Below are 18,404 nucleotides of genomic sequence, written 5' to 3'. Positions count from 1 at the left end.
AGTCCCCCCTAGTTAAAGTTCAATTCTGCGTTCTTCAGTAACGGGTGGTTTTTATCTTTATCTGAAAGAATCGGATTTGAAGTTGGCCAATCGATCCCTAAAGCCGGATCATTCCATAATATTCCCCTGTCGTGTTCTGGGGAATAAAATTCATCTACTTTATAAAAAACTTGTGTATTTGGAACAAGTGTACAGAATCCATGTGCGAACCCTTTTGGTACCAGTATTTGGCGTTTATTGTACTCGCTAAGAATCACACCAACCCAATTGCCAAAAGTGGGGGAATTTTTGCGAATATCAACAACAACATCGTATATTGCCCCTGAAAGGACACGAACCAATTTGGTTTGTCCTTTAGGGTTTAGCTGATAATGCAACCCTCTCAAGACACCTGCATCGGATGAAAGAGAGTGATTATCCTGAATGAAATAATGATCAATATTATGTTCTTTTAAAACAGCGGTGTTATAGCTCTCCATAAAAAAACCCCTATTATCCCCATGGACTTTTGGTTCAAGCAGGTTAACACCATTTAAAGACATAGAGGTGATAATCATAGTCCCACTCCTCCTAAATTTTTAATTTACCGAATTCCTCTGTAAACACCAAGTCATGAGCTAATTCATTGGCCCTTGCTAAGGAAGCATGTGTACCCGCATCAGTCCACCAACCATTTAGGACATCATAAGTCAGCTCACCTCTAGCAATATATGCATTATTAACATCTGTGATCTCTAATTCACCACGTGCGGAAGGCTTCAATGTTTTGACAATTTCAAATACATGATGATCAAACATATAAATTCCAGTTACTGCATAATTGGATTTTGGATTATTCGGCTTTTCTTCTATGGATACAATGCGGTTACCTTGTATCTCAGGGACGCCAAACCTTCTCGGATCTTCAACTTGTTGAATTAATATCTTAGCACCCTTCTCCTGTTCTCTGAAATTTTCAACAAACTTAGAAAGGTCATCTTCGAAAACATTATCTCCTAGAATAACAACCATTTGATCAACACCAACAAAATTTTCAGCAAGATCCAATGCTTGAGCGATTCCACCTGCTTCATCTTGAACTTTATAAGTAAACGTAACTCCCATCTCTTTGCCACTTCCAAGGAGATTTACAACATCACCCATATGCTCTTTACCAGTCACGACAAGAATATCCTTTATTCCTGCATGTTTAAGTTTAAATATCGAATGAAATATCATTGGATATTTACCTACGGGAAGTAAATGTTTATTGGTAACTTTGGTTAATGGGTAGAGGCGTGAGCCTGTGCCACCTGCTAATATAATTCCTTTCAATGAACTCATCTTCTTTCTTTTTTTATTGCTTAAATAAATTTTCTTCACTAAACTTGTCTCCAAACAGTAAATCATATTCCAACAATTCGTATTTATCCAAAATATCTTCCTTACCTACTTCTACTTCATTTAATAATTCTCCATTACTTTTAATCATTAGGTCTTTGGATAAACCAATGTATTCTTGATTAAGTTCTTGAAGAAAATCATAAAATAGTGGCGGCTGTAAGTTTGCTAGTTGAAAAACTTTAGGAAGAAGAAGAGAAGGACTAATCCCATCTAAGTGTGTATCTATACTTTTACCAAGATTGTTCCATATTAATAATGGAGTACTTTTTAAATATTTTTGTTGTTCAAGTCCTTCATTTTCACCAGAATCCAAATCTTGGTAAACATCCGAACCTAAATTCGGTAAATGATCACCAAAAAAAACTACAATTGTAGGCTCGTTAATATTATCTATTAAATATTTTAATGCTTCGTCTGCATCTTTTACTCCTTGCGAATATATCTCTAAAACTTCCTTTGTCTTTTCTCTAATTTCACCAGTAATTTCAATTTCTGATGGATACTTAGATTCTTTGTTATAAGCTGAGTGATTTTGCATTGTTATTGCATATATGAATGTAGGCTTTTCGCTTCCATGTATTTCTTCAATTATTCTTTTAGACACTTCAATATCCGCAATATATACTCCCCGTCTCTCAGGATTAACAAAATCGTCTTCACCAATAAATTTATCGAAATTAAAATGCCGGTAAACATTATCCCTATTCCAAAACCATTTTACATAAGAATGTAAAGCGATGGTTTGATAACCGCTCTTTTTCAATACATCGGCTAGAGAAGGATACGGTCTTTTAATGTATTGTTGATAAGGCATTGACCCTTGCGGTAAAAACCGCATGGACAAACCTGTTAGAGCTTCAAACTCAACGTTAGATGTACCGCCTCCAAATTGAGGCGATAACAACCAACCTGTCGTACTACTATCTTTTAAGGAATTATAAAAAGAAAGGGGATTCTCTGAAAAGTCAATATTTTTGGATATTGTTGGATCCCAGAATGCTTCATTCATAATATAAATAATATTAGGAGCCTCTTCCATAGCGTTATATATTGTCGAACTCGTTGGACTATTTATGGAATTGACTATCTGAAGTATGTTTTCTTTATTATAGTTCGCGGGCGGAACAACTATTGCATTAGGAACATTTAATACAAAACCTAACAAGGATCCGTTCTCCTTGTAATTCAGCGTCTGCTCCCAATTAATATTTACAATATTCATTTTGTTTAAGACACTTTTTGATAAAGGGATTTTATCCCATAGGCAGAATGAAATAATTATACAAACTGAGAAAAAGAATACTACTCCCCTTTCTAGAAGGGATATTCTAACAGCTAATACTCGCTTCCTGAATTTAATTGAAGCAATTAATAATACAGCTAAAAAAAGCAGATATATAAAGTTTATTTCTTTATACATACCAGGCAGGAGATTTAAAATTTGTTTGGCAAATATAAAATCCCATGGGAAGAAGGGCTCCTCTAAAAAATTCATTTTATATTTCTGAATTAATCCAAACAATGACATTAACAACTGATATAAACTAAAACCAACAATAAAGTTCGGAATCACAGACACTAATATCAATAGAATTGATATACATAATAAATAATTGATAATAAAAGCCCCAAAGCTATCGCCGATCCATACAAATGTTAAAGTTAAACTGCCTCTGATTATAGATTCTAGGATAATCAGACCAACAAAAGTTCCTAATAATACCGTGAGCATTCTATGGATGCGCTTATTCCTGATTATGTTCATTACTTTATAACTGTTCTCCTAGTGTTTATGATGTTTTCAAAAGTTTCAATCACTTCTTGATCGGATAATTTACTGATATCAATATTGTTACTGGAATATATATAATCATCATCAATGATTAATTTATAATCAAAATAAAATTGCGCCAATGATCTCAACATCAATTGAGGATTATATCTAAATCGGATATACTCTTTTTCCTTTTTATTCCTCTCCTCGTCAAACATAATATGATGATGAATTAATAGAGAGTTTGGAGAATTAACAAGTCGTTTCCCTGATTTCCGCAATATGTATGAAATTGCGGAATCTTCATAGACATTTGGGTAGCCCTCAACCTCTGGGAACCACCCCTTAAATAACGTTGCCCCTACCGGATTCCAATCTGTATCATATCTTTCTAATGTTGAGAGGTCATACACTGATTTGTTAATATTGTACAACTTGAATTGAACTCTATTCCCTGAAATTTCTTCATATCCGCCTGTAAATTGTAGTACATTACTTGGAAATGTCACTCTACAAGTTACTGAGCCTATATCATCTGATTCTTCAGCACGAACTAACAATTCTTCAAGCCAACCTTCAGTAACCTCTATGTCGTTATCAAGGGAGATATAATATGAATTTGGTGTTGCATACTTCATCGCTTCTTTTCTTCCACCAGCTGGGCCTAAATTTGATGAATTGTATATAACTTTCACACCCGGTATGCCCTCAATATGGTCTTTTATAAATGATACGCATGATTCGGAAGAGCCATTTTCGAATAGAATAATCTCATGTGGAATCTTGACTGTATTCTTAATAGATTGGATACATTGTAAAGTTTGATCTTCTTTACCAAAAGAGATCATTATAAATGATATTAATTTATGAAAAACACCATCTCTAATTGACCGACGCAGTTTTGCTTGATCGGAGATGACGATAGACATATTTTTCTGCTTATCGTTAGATTTTATTGATTTTTGATTGGTATGGATACGATGTTTATATAGGAATTCTGGTACATGAACAAATGCGGAGTTTGGATAATGAAACGCTACTCTCAGTACCATGTCATAATCTTGTGCACCATCATATTCCGAATTAAAAACCCCTACTTTTAGAAACACATCCCTACTAATCATTTTGAAGTGTGACGCATACATTCTAACATCCAAATGATCTTCAAATATATTATCTTTCGGTAAGTGGTCACAAGAAAACCTTCCAATTTCCTCCGAATCCTCATTAATATGAATTCTATTTGTGAAGGAATATTTAGTTCCAGGTCCCCAATACTCTAAGCACTTCTCGATAGCATTCAACTCCAAAATATCATCACAGTCCAAAAAAGCTATAATGCTCCCTTCTGATTTTGCCATACAGATATTTTGTGTCTTTGAAATGCCTTGATTATGTTCATTCTTAAATAATCTAACCTTCTTATTATTTTTGTAGGTATTTAATATCGTGCTTACTTTTGGATCTGGTGAGCAATCATCTACAATAATAACTTCAATATGTCGATACGTTTGATTGATTGCTGAGTCAATGCAAGAAGCTAAGTATTCGACATTATTATAGACGGGAATAATAATTGATACTAAAGGATACTCATTTTTTTCACTTGTATTAACTTCTGTAACTAAATTTGCTTCAGGTTTATATTTTATTTTTGTTTTAAGGGAAAGCAGTTTATAATATGTTTTCTTAAATTGTGATCTAAATGGTTCAGGTGTTCTTCTCATGACGTTGAAAAATTTCCCATGAGCCTTTCTTATTGTTTTTGAATTCTCTGCTTTTACTATCACTGGTTTTATGATACTTTTAAGTGCACTATTCGACTTTCTATAAAGAGCTTTATTATATTCATTAATTACTCTTAAAGGTTTGGTGAACCTCCAAGAGGTGGAGTTCAATAATTGATTAACTAGAGCATTCGCCTCCAAATTAGCTTCCACCAAAACTTTATTAACTTCTTCAGCTCTATTCATTTTTTCAACTAGCTCATCTTTTTCATTCAACAGGACTTCCTGTATACCAGTTAGCTCATCTATTAAACTCCTATTTCGAGCGTCCTTTTCACTTAACTCTTGTTCTTTGAGTTGATGTGTTTCTATTAACGATGCAATTTCATTCTTCTGTGAAGCAATCAATTCCGAAATGCCGTTTACTTCTCCGGCAATTGATGTAGGAACATCTTCGGACAAACAGAGCGTGATTATAAATATACCCTTCGTTCTTTTGATTTCCGGAAAATCACAAATGATCTGAGTAGACTCATCCAGAATCAGAAATCTCCGTGTTTGCATACTCGGTAATTTAATTGCACCTTCACTATATCTAAGTAATGATTCTGTGATAGCTGGGTTAAACCAATTTAAAATAAGATTATTGTTTTCATCCAGGAATTCAAGCTTTGTTATTTCTAAAAACGCGGGTGCAATGCAGTCAATCAGGATATTTAGTTGTTCAGTTCCTGATCCCACGACCTTAAAACTTAGTTCGGTATAGCCACCATTACTAGGCAAAGATACTACTTCTGTTTCGCCTTGAAAATCGGGTGTAAATTTCAGCGATGCTTGATGGTACAGATTTACTTCGTTCACATAATTATTTACTTCCGTGGAATTGACAGTCTTTTTCCTGGATACGTTAATAAATTGATACACATCACTATCAGATTTCCTTTGAAGATATTTTTGCAAACTATTAGGAAAATCACTATATCGTTGCCTTAACTCTGTTTCTTCAGGTTTTAGAACTGACTCGTAAGAATCAACGATCTCTAATCCCGCACGTTCCATAAGGCTGTGTACGCTTTTTCTTGTAAAAAAGCGGATATGGGTGTTATCTAACAGCCCTAAATTGGTATAATCAAATTCACCAAGGAGCAGTTTCATGATTACAGCATTATGTCCTATATTAGGAATAGATGTTAAGACCTTCCCTTCTTCATCAAGGAATTTTTTGGAGTATGTCAATACATTCCATGGATCCCTTAAATGTTCTAGCACATCCGCAAATATAAGAAAGTCAAATTGCCGTTCTCCTAACTGAGAACCCCAATATTCTAGTTCATCCAAATCTGCCACAATCATTTTATCGCAAAACTGAGAAGCGATAGAAGCTGCATCAGCATCTATTTCCACACAATATACGACGCATCCAAGTTCCTCTTTGAGATACTGGGTCATATATCCAAGTGCCGGTCCAAACTCTAGAACACGTGATCCAGGCTTAACTTGTCTCAATATTAATGAAAGAGAATTGTCACTCGACATATCAATGTTATATTTATACTTCATTGCTGATTGCTACCACCTTACTTTGCCAATTATGATCTAGCAAAACTAAACCTTCCGCAACATACTCCGGATGTTCAACCCAAAATGAATTCACACGACTTTTATAGTCATATCTAATAAGAGCTGAACTCTCAAAAAAGCCTACATCAACTAGGTACGTACCCGGTAACAAGTTTAATTCCTTATACTCAAGAATTAATTTATAGGTTCCACAACTTCCTTCTAAAGCTTTTTCGTCAATCTTAGTGTTTAGTCCGCAAATGTAAGTGCCCTGATTATCGAAAATTGCAACACCGCCTACAAGACCATCAATTGGTTTGTGGATTGTGTATGTTACTTCAACAAATATATTCCCACCCATTTTAAACTTCGAATTTACTGTACCTGTCTTATCAAGAAAAACAACTTGATCGATGGAAAGATGCTCTTTCCTTTCAATTGCTTCTACTTTTTCATTAGACTCTTCTACTTTTTCAAGTCCATATTTTACGAAGTCTTCATACTGTTCAATTACAGTATTCACATCACCTCGCGCATGAACTTGACCATCCATCATCCAAATTACCTCATCACAAAAATTCCTAATCGAATATGAATCATGACTAACAAACAGTATCGTTTTCCCCTGTTCTTTAAATGATTTCATTTTCTCGATACATTTTAGTTGAAATTGCATATCGCCTACAGCTAATGCCTCATCAACAATTAAAATGTCAGGATCTACATGCACTGCACAGGCAAAAGCCAACCTAACCAACATTCCTGATGAGTAAGTTTTAATTGGTTGTTCAATGAATTCACCTATCCCTGCAAATTTTTCGATTGATTCCATTTGATCAAGGATTTGTTTTTTTGTTAATCCCATAATTGTACCTTGCATAATAACATTATCTCTTCCTGTAAATTCCGGATTAAAGCCACTCCCCAGTTCTAGTAAAGCAGCTATTCTACCGTTTATCGTTTTTTCTCCGGATGTTGGGTTAAGTGTTCCTGCTATAATTTGAAGTATTGTGCTTTTTCCCGAACCATTCTTACCGATTATACCTATAGTGGTGCCTCTCTTTACCTTGAAAGACACATCTCTCAGCGCCCAAAATTCATCATATTTTTTTTTGTTTTTCGAGAAGCTCTGGATAATCCGATCTTGTGGCCTATTATAAATTCTATAACATTTGTTTATATTTGAAAGTTCAATTGCGTTATCAAAGAACATCTGCAAACGCTCCTTTAGTTTTTCTAAACCAAGCAATACCCAACATAAATATAATCAGACCTACCAATGTCCCCACTAAACACCATGTCCAATTAGGAGTAGATCCCCAAATTAAGATGTTACGCATATCTTCGACAACATAACCTATAGGATTAATGTAATAAATCGGCCTTAATGTTTCAGGAATTATACTGATAGGGTAGAATATTGGACTCAGAAACATAAGTGCTTGGACTACGACCACTAAAATATGTTGAATATCTCTAAAAAAGACACCTACAGAAGAAAGAAACCAAGCAATGCCCAACGAGAGCAACACAAGAGGTAGAAGGACAAGCGGCAGGAAGACAACAGTCCAATAAATTACCCCATTTATGATTAAATTTCCAATCATAAGAATAACTAAGCTAATTATTAGTTGAACAAATGCAGAAAAAAGAGAGACGACTGGAAGTACCTCCAAAGGGAAAACTACCTTTTTTACATAATTCACATTACTTAAGATCAAAGAAGGAGACTTGGTGACAATCTCAGAAAAAAAATTAAACGTAGAAATACCGCAGAATAATATTAGTGCAAAGTCAAGTGTACTCGTTCCTTGTTGCCCCCAACGAGACTGGAGAACAAAGCTGAAAAAATAAGTATAAATGACTAACATAAATAATGGGTTCAAAATAGACCATACTACTCCAAGATAGGAGCCTTTATATCTAAGCAATAAGTCTCGTTTAGTTAGTTCCATTATTAAATCTTTCTTATCCATAAAATAACTGATAGGATTTCTCATAATTCCTCCATAAATTAAATCTCTAAATGTGTATTAGAATAATTATTATGCTAAAATATTGTCGTATCTACAAGAAAAGGAGCTAATTACGTTGTCGAATCCAGTATACGGTAAAAAAGCCGCTGAGTCGAGGATAGAAGGAAAGCGATCCGCTTTGTTATGGGTGTTAATTTCAGGAATTATCTTATTTCTGTTCTGGACGCCTTTCCAGACAGCTCTATTCAACGGACAAGAGCTACAATTCGAGAAACCAATCTTCTGGGCTGCTATACTAGCAACTCTATTATTATTTCTTTGGATTGCACAATTTTATAAAAGCATCCAACTCAAGGATGAAAGAGATTGGCTTGCTGTGGGTGTGCTTTTACTACCTCTAACTTACATACTCTCACTCATCAGTGCGGCTTCCCATAGTCTTGCCATGAATATGGTCGTCATAAATTGCATTTATGCCATTATGTTCATCATTGGATTATATGTACTTCGTGACAAATTAGGGAACCGAATCATTCAAAGTACAATTATGACTGTAGCATATCTTATTGTTGGTTTCGGCCTACTCCATTGGTTCGGCCAAGGTAAGACTGCCGGTGCTATTGCAAAATGGTTTTCTAACACGGTCTTAAACGGTACGTATACTCATGCGGTCATGACCGACTCTAATGGTCTTCGTCTGACTTCGGTATTTCAGTACGCGAATACTTATGCAGCTTTTCTAATGGCTTTCTTGTTCGCGGCAGTCTTTTTTGTTACAACATCTAGAAAATGGTATGGGCAAGCGTTTCATAGCTTCATGCTGGTGCCCATCATTGTATCGTTGCTCTTAACGTTATCTCGTGGTGGTTTGGTCATGCTGCCGGTAGTATTTGTTCTGCTGCTCCTATTCCTGAAGCCGGCCAAACAATTATTGTGGATTCTTTATTGTGGTATAGCGGGTGTAGCTTCGCTGATCATTTCTAAACCGGTAACAGAGTTAGGGTTGAATTTGAATGAAACCTTCAGCAGCAGTGGCGCCCTTAAGGGTTGGGGAATTTTGCTCAGTGCGTCCGCTATTGTAGGAATCCTTGGATGGGTCATTCAAAGTTTCATTGCTCCAAAACTGGAAAAAGAATTAAGCAATTGGTCCGCTAAAAAGGCCTCCAACATGTGGATTCCCATCGGTTCCTTAGTTTTGGGTGGCTTGCTGATCTTCCTATTCATCGGCACCGATCTCAAAAAAGTATTGCCACAAAATATCAGCGTCCGGCTCGAAAACATTAACTTCAACCAACATAGTGTCCTTGAACGGTTCACATTCTACAAGGATGCCATGAAAGTTCTGGCTGACTACCCTATTATCGGTGCTGGCGGAGGCGCTTGGGCTTCACTGTATGAGCAGTATCAGAACAACCCCTATACAAGTACTCAGGCCCATAACTTCTTCCTTCAATACTTGATAGAGGTTGGTCTTATTGGCTTTCTAGTATTTATGTCATTCATTGTGTATATCTTCTATAAATACATCCGAGGGTACGTTCAAACTGATGATGAGGGACGCAACAGTCACTTCCTATATCTCATCTTGGTACTGTCGATATTGATTCACAGTATTTTGGACTTTAACATGAGTTACGTGTTCATGGGAATCCTTGTGTTCCTTGGACTCGGTGGCATGGCATCCGTAATGAACAGCAAACCAATTAAAAAATGGAATGTGCAAGATTCGACAGCAAGAAATATCTACTCTGCTGTTGTAGGCCTTGCTTCTATTATTTTACTAATTACTTCTATCCGTTACGTACAGGCTGCTGAAGCTGGTTTGGAGGCTCGAAAAATTGTCCAGGTTAGTACATCGTTTGAAGAGATTAAGGCACCACTGGACAAAGATCTCAGCATTCGACCTAGCCACCCGGAATCCGTCCTTCTATTAAACTCATTGTATCAATCTCTTTATCAGCAGAGTCAGGATGAAGGCTTTTTCCAACTATCTACTAATCTCTTAAATCAAGTTCTTGAAGATGAGCCTCATAACAAATCTATGCTGAATCAATTAGTTAAGAGTTATGAAATGAACAAACAGCCTGAACAAGCTTATGAAATTCTTATCAATAATGCCTACAAGTTTAAATGGGATATCAATTGGTACGAGCAGATAATAAATAAAGGGTATGACCTGGGAATGAAAGCCTTAGGGGAAGGGGACACTGCCGGAAAAGAAAAGTACTTTAATTCGGCAACATCAGCCTTTGTTAAAGTACAAGAAGGTATCAAGCATTTAGCTACATTACCTGAAGGCCAACTACAAGGTAACCCTTTCGAAAACACACCCGACATGATCCTCCATACAGGAAAAATGCACTTCATGATGAATCAGCCGAAGCAAGCATCAGAAGCTCTTAAGCTCGGCATACAAGAAGATCTCTCGCAGACAAGCCAACAGGAGATTGTACGTTGGTATCTGGCAGCATTACAAAAACAAAACTTGAGTGATGATGCCCTTATGGGGAGACTAACCCAAGTTGATCCGAATGCGAAGGACAATGTTCAACAACTTGCTAATCTTCAATTTTAACTAAAAAGGAGGCAGTTCGTGGTAGAAATCTTCTACCCAACTGCCCCCTTTTTTTCTTATGTGTATAAAATCGCTTTTACCGAACTTTCCCCAAAACCCCGCTTAAATATGCAATCAAATCATCTTTCAAATCTTCCCGTTGCAATGCATAATGAATGCTGGTTTCAATAAATCCCAACTTCTCGCCGACATCATGACGCATCCCATCAAAATGATACGCATAGATGGGGCTCCGATGAGCTAAGGTGGAGATCGCATCTGTCAGTTGAATTTCCCCGTTCTTTCCAACCTCCTGATTCTCTAGCAGGTCGAAGATTTCCGGCGGCAAAATATAGCGGCCCATGATGGCCAGGTTAGAAGGCGCCTCGGCACGGAACGGTTTCTCTACCAACCTCAACGTTTCATAGATTCGTTCTGATTTCTGAAGTCCATCTACAATCCCGTAACGGTCCACTTCATCCCAGGATACCGGCTGAACGCCTACAATGGCAGATTGGTAGGTGTCGTAGACTTTCATCATCTGTTTTAGGCAAGGGATCTCCGACTCCACGATATCGTCGCCTAGCAGCACGGCAAACGGCTCATCCCCGATGAATTTGCGCGCGCACCAAATGGCATGACCCAGCCCCTTAGGCTCCTTTTGACGGATATAATGGATATCTGCCATGTTGGAGGGCTTGCGCACTTCTTCGAGGAGGTTCCATTTCCCTTTCTCAGCTAGGTTATGTTCCAGCTCAAATGAAGAATCAAAATGATCCTCAATCGCCCTCTTCCCCTTACCCGTCACAATAATAATGTCCTCAATGCCGGAAGCGACCGCTTCCTCGATGATGTATTGTATGGTCGGCTTGTCCACAATGGGAAGCATCTCCTTCGGCATCGCTTTCGTGGCTGGCAGGAACCGCGTACCAAGTCCAGCGGCCGGTATGATCGCTTTACGAATGTTCATTTTATCTTCTCCAATCCCGTAAGTCTCCCATATTGATGACATTGTATCATGAGTCCGGCCAACCCATCGATTAAAATCGGTTTTTGTCAAAGGCAAGCGGCTTCAGCGAAAAGGCCAAGAATGTCTCCTGGTAGTCGGAGAGCATAATGGTCACCACCCCTTCGGGAAGCGTCAGATAGAAAAGATTACCCCAGTAATGGTCGTACTCCATCTTAAAAATGCTTCCCTTTCGGTATGTATAGAAAGACGAAGGATAGGCACCTGGTAGGTTCCCCCAGGCCTTACTTTCATTTTCCCATCCGCTGGTGTAAGTAAGAACTGTGCAGAACCATAATCGTTCATTGTTGCCACCGTTTTTCTGTCAGGACGAACCAGTAAACTTACACACCTCTTTCCGTTACCACATACCCAAGATTCTGGAACTTGTTTAGAAATATACCCGGTTGTTCACTTTTTAGGGCGCGTAAGGTAGGTATAAAAAGACAATCCACCTGATATCAGGAACGTGGATTAACTGTCCTTGATCTTCATGGATTTTACAAATTGATTTATGTCATCGGTAAGGGCAAAAACGACCTGGTTTGCTCTTTTTATGTATTAACTCCGTTATTATATTACAATGTAGTGAAAGTTTTTTTATGCTTCTCCTCCACACTGTTGTTATTACCCTCTGTAAAAACAAAACTTAAGTTTGGTTCGATTATCCAACTCGTGCAACGCCTTACCAAATTAGTAGATAGAAAAATCGTTATCATAAGACCAATTCCAATGAGTATTAGCTTACCTATTGTACTTGTGAAATTTCTATAATATTCAATGTGTTCAAGATATTTAATAATAAATCCGTGAAGAATAAAAACATACAATGTATTTTTACCTAAGTTTGATATAATAGGCAGTTTCTTTGTTGGCGTTAATGTTAGGATACAAGTTCCAACAACAACAGAGAATAGATAACCTATGAGTCTATATACTCCTGAATACCAGTCTTCATATCCCAAAGATTGATAAGGTAGTGTACCAAAAAACCATTTAACATGAATCGAATCATTTACCATTAACAGTAGAAAAAAGCATATTAAAAGCAGAATCACAGCTCCTATTTTTATTCGTGGCTGATCTAATTTGTTTATCCATTCTCTTTTAGAGTAAAAACCTAAAAGAAAAAACGGGAAGAAATACAATATACGAGAAATGCTTGCATAGTATTCCACATCCTTAGCGTAACCTGCTAATAGGGAAATAACGACACATACCAAAAAAATAAATTTTATTTTAATTAAATAAGGAGTAACTATTTTCCAAATAATCATACTGAACATAAACCACATGATCCAATAAGGATAGAAATAAGTAAACTCGAGCTTTTCTTGCTCAAAAATGAAGTAATCAAAAATAGTATAGATGGTTTCAAATATTAAATAAGGAATCACAAAATTGATTATGACCTTTTTATTATAGTTTTTGTTATCGATATTTTTAGAAAAATATCCTGCTATAAAAATAAATAACGGCATATGAACCGAATAAAGGAATTTAAATATTGGGCCAATCGTTATCCCTCCATTGAATGGTTGAAACAAATGACCCATCACTACCATTAATATAAGTATGAATTTTAGATTGTCAAAAAAAACATCTCTTTCTTTCACAAAAAATTAGCTCCTTTAAAAGTTTAATATTCTATTTTTCGACATAGTTCATGATCTTTCCTCTATTTACGATGTTTACACACGATTAGAAAATTAATTACGACACTTAGAAAACCACCATTTACAAAAATCCTATTAAAAGCCCCTCTCATCCTATTCAAAAATACAAAAAACATGCCTGACCCTTTCAAAGGTCAGACATGTTGTATACAATCCGTTCCTTACTTCACCAACTGCCCCCGCGTAACTCCAAGCTGGTTGGTCGCCTTCAGCTTTTTCCACACCTGGGTGCCGCTGATCTCGCCGCGCAAGGCGCGGTTGTAGAGATCGATGACCTCGTGGACTTGCTCCGGTGTTTCCTCGAGGAACTCCACACGGTAGCTGGATACGCCCAGCTCCATGAAGTTTGCCAGGTACTCGGCTCCGGATTGCTCGATGGCGTTGTACACGGTATTACGGCAGCCTTCGTCTACCCGTACCGGGTGGGACATGCCGATCCGGTCCTGCAGGGACACGCGGCTCTCTTCACAAGGACGACCACAGTTCGTAAAGTCCGTTCCTTCGCTGAGGAACGTACAGTACACGCAGTGCTCCGTATGGAACATCGGCAGATGCTGATGAATGACGATCTCCATCTTGGATGTGTCGGCCTTCCCGAGAAGATCCACCATCTGCTGGATGTTCAGGTCATAGGAAGGCGTGACGGCGTCGCATCCGGCTTCGACAAACAGGTCAGCCGCCTTGTGGTTGGCAATGTTCAGGGAGAAGTCGCCGATCAGCCGGGGATGCTTCGCCCCCGGGTTCTCCATCCGGTGGCGCAGGTAGAAATACAGCGCACCGGTGTTGCGCACCAGCACGGCGTCCGGCTGGAGGCGCAGGATGTTGTTGTGGTAGCCGTTCTCGCCCGGCATGTGGATGCGCGGCGTTGCCAGCGCAATCTGCTTGCTGGCTGCACGCACGGCTTCCACCGCTGCCGGGAACTGCTTGATGAACTCGAAGTCGGCGTAGATCATCTCGACGCCGGCCGCAAGCGCAGCCTCAACCTGCGGCAGGCTGCGGCACAGCGCGGTGAGCTTCGCCTCACCGCGGGCCACGGGCGCTGCGGGCACAGCCGCATCGCCATACACCGACACCGCCCGTTTCACGTACACGGGCGGCTTCGGCCGCTCGCCGGCGAGCAGCTCCACCGCACGGCGGCGGATGCTGTTGAGCTCGCGAATCGGCACGATGACGTCGCCGTACAGGTCGACGTCGAGTGCCTCGAGCTGGAACACCGTTCCGCCCAGGCGGCCAAGCTGCTCCTCCAGGATCTCCTGGCTGAGCGGCCGCTTCTGGGCAATCTCCAGTTCCAGCTCCGAATCCACCTGGACCGTCGTGCCTTTCTGCACATCGGTCCACCAGGTCGACAGCAGCTGTCCGGGACGGCCACTGACGCGTACATGTACCGGGAATACCCGGTACGGCTTCTCCGTCTCGTACGTCTGACGGAGGCGCTTATCCAGCGCGGGATCGTTCGTCTTCCAGATCCGGTCGCCGACGTGCAGCTTGCGCAGGTCCACGTCGCTCCGGCCGGGAACGATATCGACGATCCAGCCTTCTTGCGCCTCGCCCTCCAGCTTGACGCCTTTGCGCCGGACGTCGTAGACGCGTCCGCCTTCTTCTTTTTTCGTTGGATCCCCGGCATCAAACACGATACCGTCCCCGCGCTTCAGCGGCGCATCCAGCTTGCAGACGACGCCGTCGCGCAGAATCTGTTCCACCCGGCCGAGGTACACGCCGCGGCTTTTCGGGAACGTGCCTTCAACCAGCTTTTTATTGTTCGTTCCATCCAGGAAGCCATGCGTGAAGCCGCGGGAGAAGCTCTGCTGCAGCTCGCGCACCTCTTCCTTGCTCGGTCTAGCATCCTCGCCGTCAAAATACCGGTCGATCGCCTTCCGGTACTTGCTCACCACGTTGGCCACGTATTCCGGACTCTTTAACCGGCCCTCAATCTTGAACGAGGTCACGCCTGCTTCAATCAGCTCCGGCATCAGATCGATCGCGGCTAGATCTTTAGGCGAGAGCAAGTAGGCAACGTCGCCCATCGGCTTCTGCTCGCCATCCACGATCAGATCGTACGGCAGACGACAGGCCTGCGCGCACTCTCCGCGGTTGGCGGAGCGGCCGCCCCACATTTCGGAAGTCAGGCACTGGCCCGAGTAGGATACGCATAGTGCACCATGCACGAATACTTCCATCGGCAGCTTCGCCTGCTCCCCGATCTTCTGGATTTGCTTCAGATTGTTCTCGCGCCCGAGCACGACGCGTTCCATGTTAAACGGCTTCGTGAATTCAACGGCCTCCGGCGACGTAATCGTCATCTGCGTTGAGCCGTGGATCGGGAAATCCGGGGAAATCTCGCGAATCATTTTCACCAGGCCCAGATCCTGCACGATCACCGCGTCGACGCCTGCATCCACGCACGCATCGATCAGCTCCTTGGCATCCTCCAGCTCGTTCTCGAACACCAAAATATTGAAGGTCAGGAACCCCTTAACCCCATAACTGTGCAAGAAGGCCATAATTTCGGACAGCTCGTCCATCCGGAAATTGTTCGCCCGTGCGCGAGCATTAAATTTTTCGACCCCAAAAAAGATCGCGTCCGCCCCGTTCGCCACCGCGGCCCGCATGCAATCCCAATCCCCTGCCGGCGCCAGCAGCTCCACGTCTTCTCTTCGTAGTGCTTTCGTGTCCATCTATATCCTCCCAGACCGGTCCAAGCCGGCGTGCTGTGTACTACTATTCTTCCATTGAAACCTGCAAGCCATACTCTATGTTCATAGAACAGGGCATCCGACATCTATATCAATTGTTTGTAAATACTTTGAAAGCTTTTCAACTTATCTAGTGTACCAAAAGTCCGGCTTCTCTTCTACCTGCTAACTTGATTTCCACACATTTGATAGTGTTGCCATAATCCGCATGGCACTCGGTTATTTACAAAAACAAAAACAAGCCCTCCCATTGGAAGGCCTGCCTCACATTATCCTCTGCGGCTGCTACTGGTGCATGATCACCATGCGGGGCTAGTGCTCTTAACTCTTTTCTTTGCCTAAGGAGATTGCTTTCCCTTTCCTTACCAGGGAAATTGCATTACGATCTCCGAATCCTGTAGTCAGAGCCTCCTTAACATCTCAACGGTTGACAGCCATCCAAGCATGCCCCGGACTACGCACCGTGCGCACAGGAAGCAATGCACACGATGTACAAAACTTTAGATCGGAATCGCCTCGAACCGTCAAGCGGTCCAGGAATCCTTCACCCCAGGTTTCCGAGTGCACGTCCTGCACCTAGTTTTGCCAATGCACATCCTGACCACATGCCCTCCCCTTACTCCGCGCCCTCCAGCACAAAATCCATGCTGGCCAAACGCTTGCCGTTCACAACAATGTGAAGACGGTGATCGCCGGAGTAGAAACGGCGGGTGGAGATCGGTTTAAACGATTGCTTCTTCTCCACCTTCCAGCTTCCCGGTGCATAGATCTTGTCCGAGCATTTATAGCGTTTCGGCGCAAGCTTACCGCTTGCCTTCATATAATCGATCTCGTAATCGATGCGGAGCGCCATCGGATAGCCGGTTTCGTTGACCACTTGAAAAGCGAACTCCAAATCGTCTCCCATCGCTATGACGGATCGTTTGATGCGCAGCTCGCGCACCTCCAGTCCTTCCAGCTTCTCAAGCTCCTCGTATCCGAAAATAGCCAGCGCCCGGATATCTCCCTTCCGCAGTAGCGAACGCAGCGCATGCCGTACGATCCAATCCGTTAGCGGATGCTTGCCATACCATTTGGCGGCGATCTCCAGCACAAGCTCCGGGTGATCCTTGGAGATATCGTTCAAGTGATTGGCGACGCTTTTTCTAACATATAAGGAAGGATCCTCTTTCAACTGCTCCAGGATCGGCAGCGCCGGGCGCGGATCTTTAATCAGAGCCGGCAGCTGCGGCGCCCAAGGCAGACGCGGTCTGCAGCCTTCACTCGCTAATCGGCGCAGATGCTCATCATCGGACTGTGCCCAAGTCATCATCTGAGCCAGCATCCGTTCCTGATCCTGGTTGATGAAAGGCCGAACCGCAAACTCTGCCGTTGAAGAATGCGTGAATACCGCCAAAGCCTCCATCGATGTCTCCAGATCCTCCATCCCATTAACCTCTACATAATCCGGAAAGAAGACATATTCCACGCCTCTAAAATGCGGGGCTACCTGCGTCAGGATCCCAATGGCTTCCGGGTAAGAAGCAGGCAGCGTGTCCGTTAAAGCCAGCGTAATATGACGGATGCGCTGCTTGAACTCCTCCTGACCCCAGGCTTCATTATGAATCAGCTCCATGAACCGGTTCGAATCGAATGCCGGATAAACCTCTTTCAACCGGTCGGTCACTTGCTGGAACAACGTATTTGAATATAGATCCTTCAGCGTTTCTCTCATATAAGATCTCCCTAAAAAAATAATTTTTACGATATTGTATCCACGTCTTATGGAATCCTGAAAGCCCTTTATTTATGCGATAACCCGGCGGTTCCAACCCATCTCCAAAAGTGCCGTCGACCGCTCTAACCCTGTGCCCCGCCTCTTCCCAATCCAAAACATGTGGTGTAGGATGAAGTTGCACGCCTTTCGCTTTAGTGCGGCAGTCTGGTTAATTCCAGTTTGCCAAATTAGTGGGGCGTTTTGCTTTATCCGAACCCGGCCTCCCCTGGGGGGTCGCCATACGATACATAAATGGATTGGTCCATTAACAATTTTCTTATCTCGAAAGAAAAACCTCT

12 protein-coding genes are annotated in these 18,404 nt (G+C 41.4%); 1 reads left to right on the top strand and 11 read right to left on the bottom strand.

The genetic code is table 11. The features are described 5' to 3' along the window. Window positions 1-8 precede the first annotated feature (8 nt). From rfbC to OHJ21_RS30670, 6 genes are read right to left on the bottom strand one after another with little or no spacing between them, the layout of a single operon-like run. Window positions 9-557: a dTDP-4-dehydrorhamnose 3,5-epimerase gene (gene rfbC / locus OHJ21_RS30695; RefSeq protein WP_100540877.1), complete on the bottom strand. Its 549-nt coding sequence runs from the start codon at window positions 555-557 to the stop codon at window positions 9-11. A 13-nt stretch (window positions 558-570) separates the two neighbouring features. Further along, a complete protein-coding gene (locus OHJ21_RS30690) occupies window positions 571-1,314 on the bottom strand; it encodes a sugar phosphate nucleotidyltransferase (protein ID WP_100541348.1) in 744 nt (247 codons plus the stop codon). A 22-nt stretch (window positions 1,315-1,336) separates the two neighbouring features. Further along, window positions 1,337-3,115, bottom strand: a complete 1,779-nt coding sequence (locus OHJ21_RS30685; RefSeq protein ID WP_486022120.1) for an LTA synthase family protein — start codon at window positions 3,113-3,115, stop codon at window positions 1,337-1,339. Window positions 3,116-3,147: 32 nt separating this feature from the next. Further along, window positions 3,148-6,444: a glycosyltransferase gene (locus OHJ21_RS30680; protein ID WP_100540879.1), complete on the bottom strand. Its 3,297-nt coding sequence runs from the start codon at window positions 6,442-6,444 to the stop codon at window positions 3,148-3,150. After that, window positions 6,434-7,657 carry an ABC transporter ATP-binding protein gene (locus tag OHJ21_RS30675; RefSeq protein WP_015737669.1) on the bottom strand — a complete coding sequence of 408 codons (1,224 nt, stop codon included), beginning with the start codon at window positions 7,655-7,657 and terminating at the stop codon, window positions 6,434-6,436. The genes OHJ21_RS30680 and OHJ21_RS30675 overlap by 11 nt, the downstream gene beginning before the upstream one ends. Beyond that, window positions 7,647-8,444, bottom strand: a complete 798-nt coding sequence (locus OHJ21_RS30670; protein ID WP_100540881.1) for an ABC transporter permease — start codon at window positions 8,442-8,444, stop codon at window positions 7,647-7,649. The genes OHJ21_RS30675 and OHJ21_RS30670 overlap by 11 nt, the downstream gene beginning before the upstream one ends. A gap of 91 nt (window positions 8,445-8,535) precedes the next feature. On the opposite strand from OHJ21_RS30670, the gene OHJ21_RS30665 reads away from it, so the two are divergent. Next, a complete protein-coding gene (locus OHJ21_RS30665) occupies window positions 8,536-10,995 on the top strand; it encodes an O-antigen ligase family protein (protein WP_486022118.1) in 2,460 nt (819 codons plus the stop codon). A gap of 76 nt (window positions 10,996-11,071) precedes the next feature. On the opposite strand, the gene galU is transcribed toward OHJ21_RS30665, so the two are convergent. From galU to OHJ21_RS30640, 5 genes are all read right to left on the bottom strand, one after another. Next, window positions 11,072-11,944, bottom strand: a complete 873-nt coding sequence (galU, locus tag OHJ21_RS30660; protein WP_100540883.1) for a UTP--glucose-1-phosphate uridylyltransferase GalU — start codon at window positions 11,942-11,944, stop codon at window positions 11,072-11,074. A gap of 70 nt (window positions 11,945-12,014) precedes the next feature. Next, on the bottom strand, window positions 12,015-12,155 hold the full coding sequence (locus OHJ21_RS30655) for a hypothetical protein (protein ID WP_165789774.1): 141 nt from the start codon (window positions 12,153-12,155) through the stop codon (window positions 12,015-12,017). Window positions 12,156-12,558: 403 nt separating this feature from the next. Further along, window positions 12,559-13,596, bottom strand: a complete 1,038-nt coding sequence (locus OHJ21_RS30650) for an acyltransferase family protein (RefSeq protein ID WP_100540884.1) — start codon at window positions 13,594-13,596, stop codon at window positions 12,559-12,561. A 221-nt stretch (window positions 13,597-13,817) separates the two neighbouring features. Continuing rightward, window positions 13,818-16,331, bottom strand: a complete 2,514-nt coding sequence (locus tag OHJ21_RS30645) for a U32 family peptidase (protein ID WP_100540885.1) — start codon at window positions 16,329-16,331, stop codon at window positions 13,818-13,820. A 634-nt stretch (window positions 16,332-16,965) separates the two neighbouring features. Then, the gene (locus OHJ21_RS30640) at window positions 16,966-18,063 is read right to left on the bottom strand and encodes a DNA alkylation repair protein (RefSeq protein ID WP_100540886.1); all 1,098 of its coding nucleotides are present in this window, start codon (window positions 18,061-18,063) and stop codon (window positions 16,966-16,968) included. Window positions 18,064-18,404: the final 341 nt, after the last annotated feature.

Origin of the sequence: Virgibacillus sp. LDC1, from assembly GCF_025792345.1 — a bacterium.
Classification (GTDB): Bacteria; Bacillota; Bacilli; order Paenibacillales; family Paenibacillaceae; genus Paenibacillus_AQ; species Paenibacillus_AQ lautus.
Note: the sequence above shows the minus strand (reverse complement) of the source record. Positions and strands in the feature narration are given on the sequence as shown.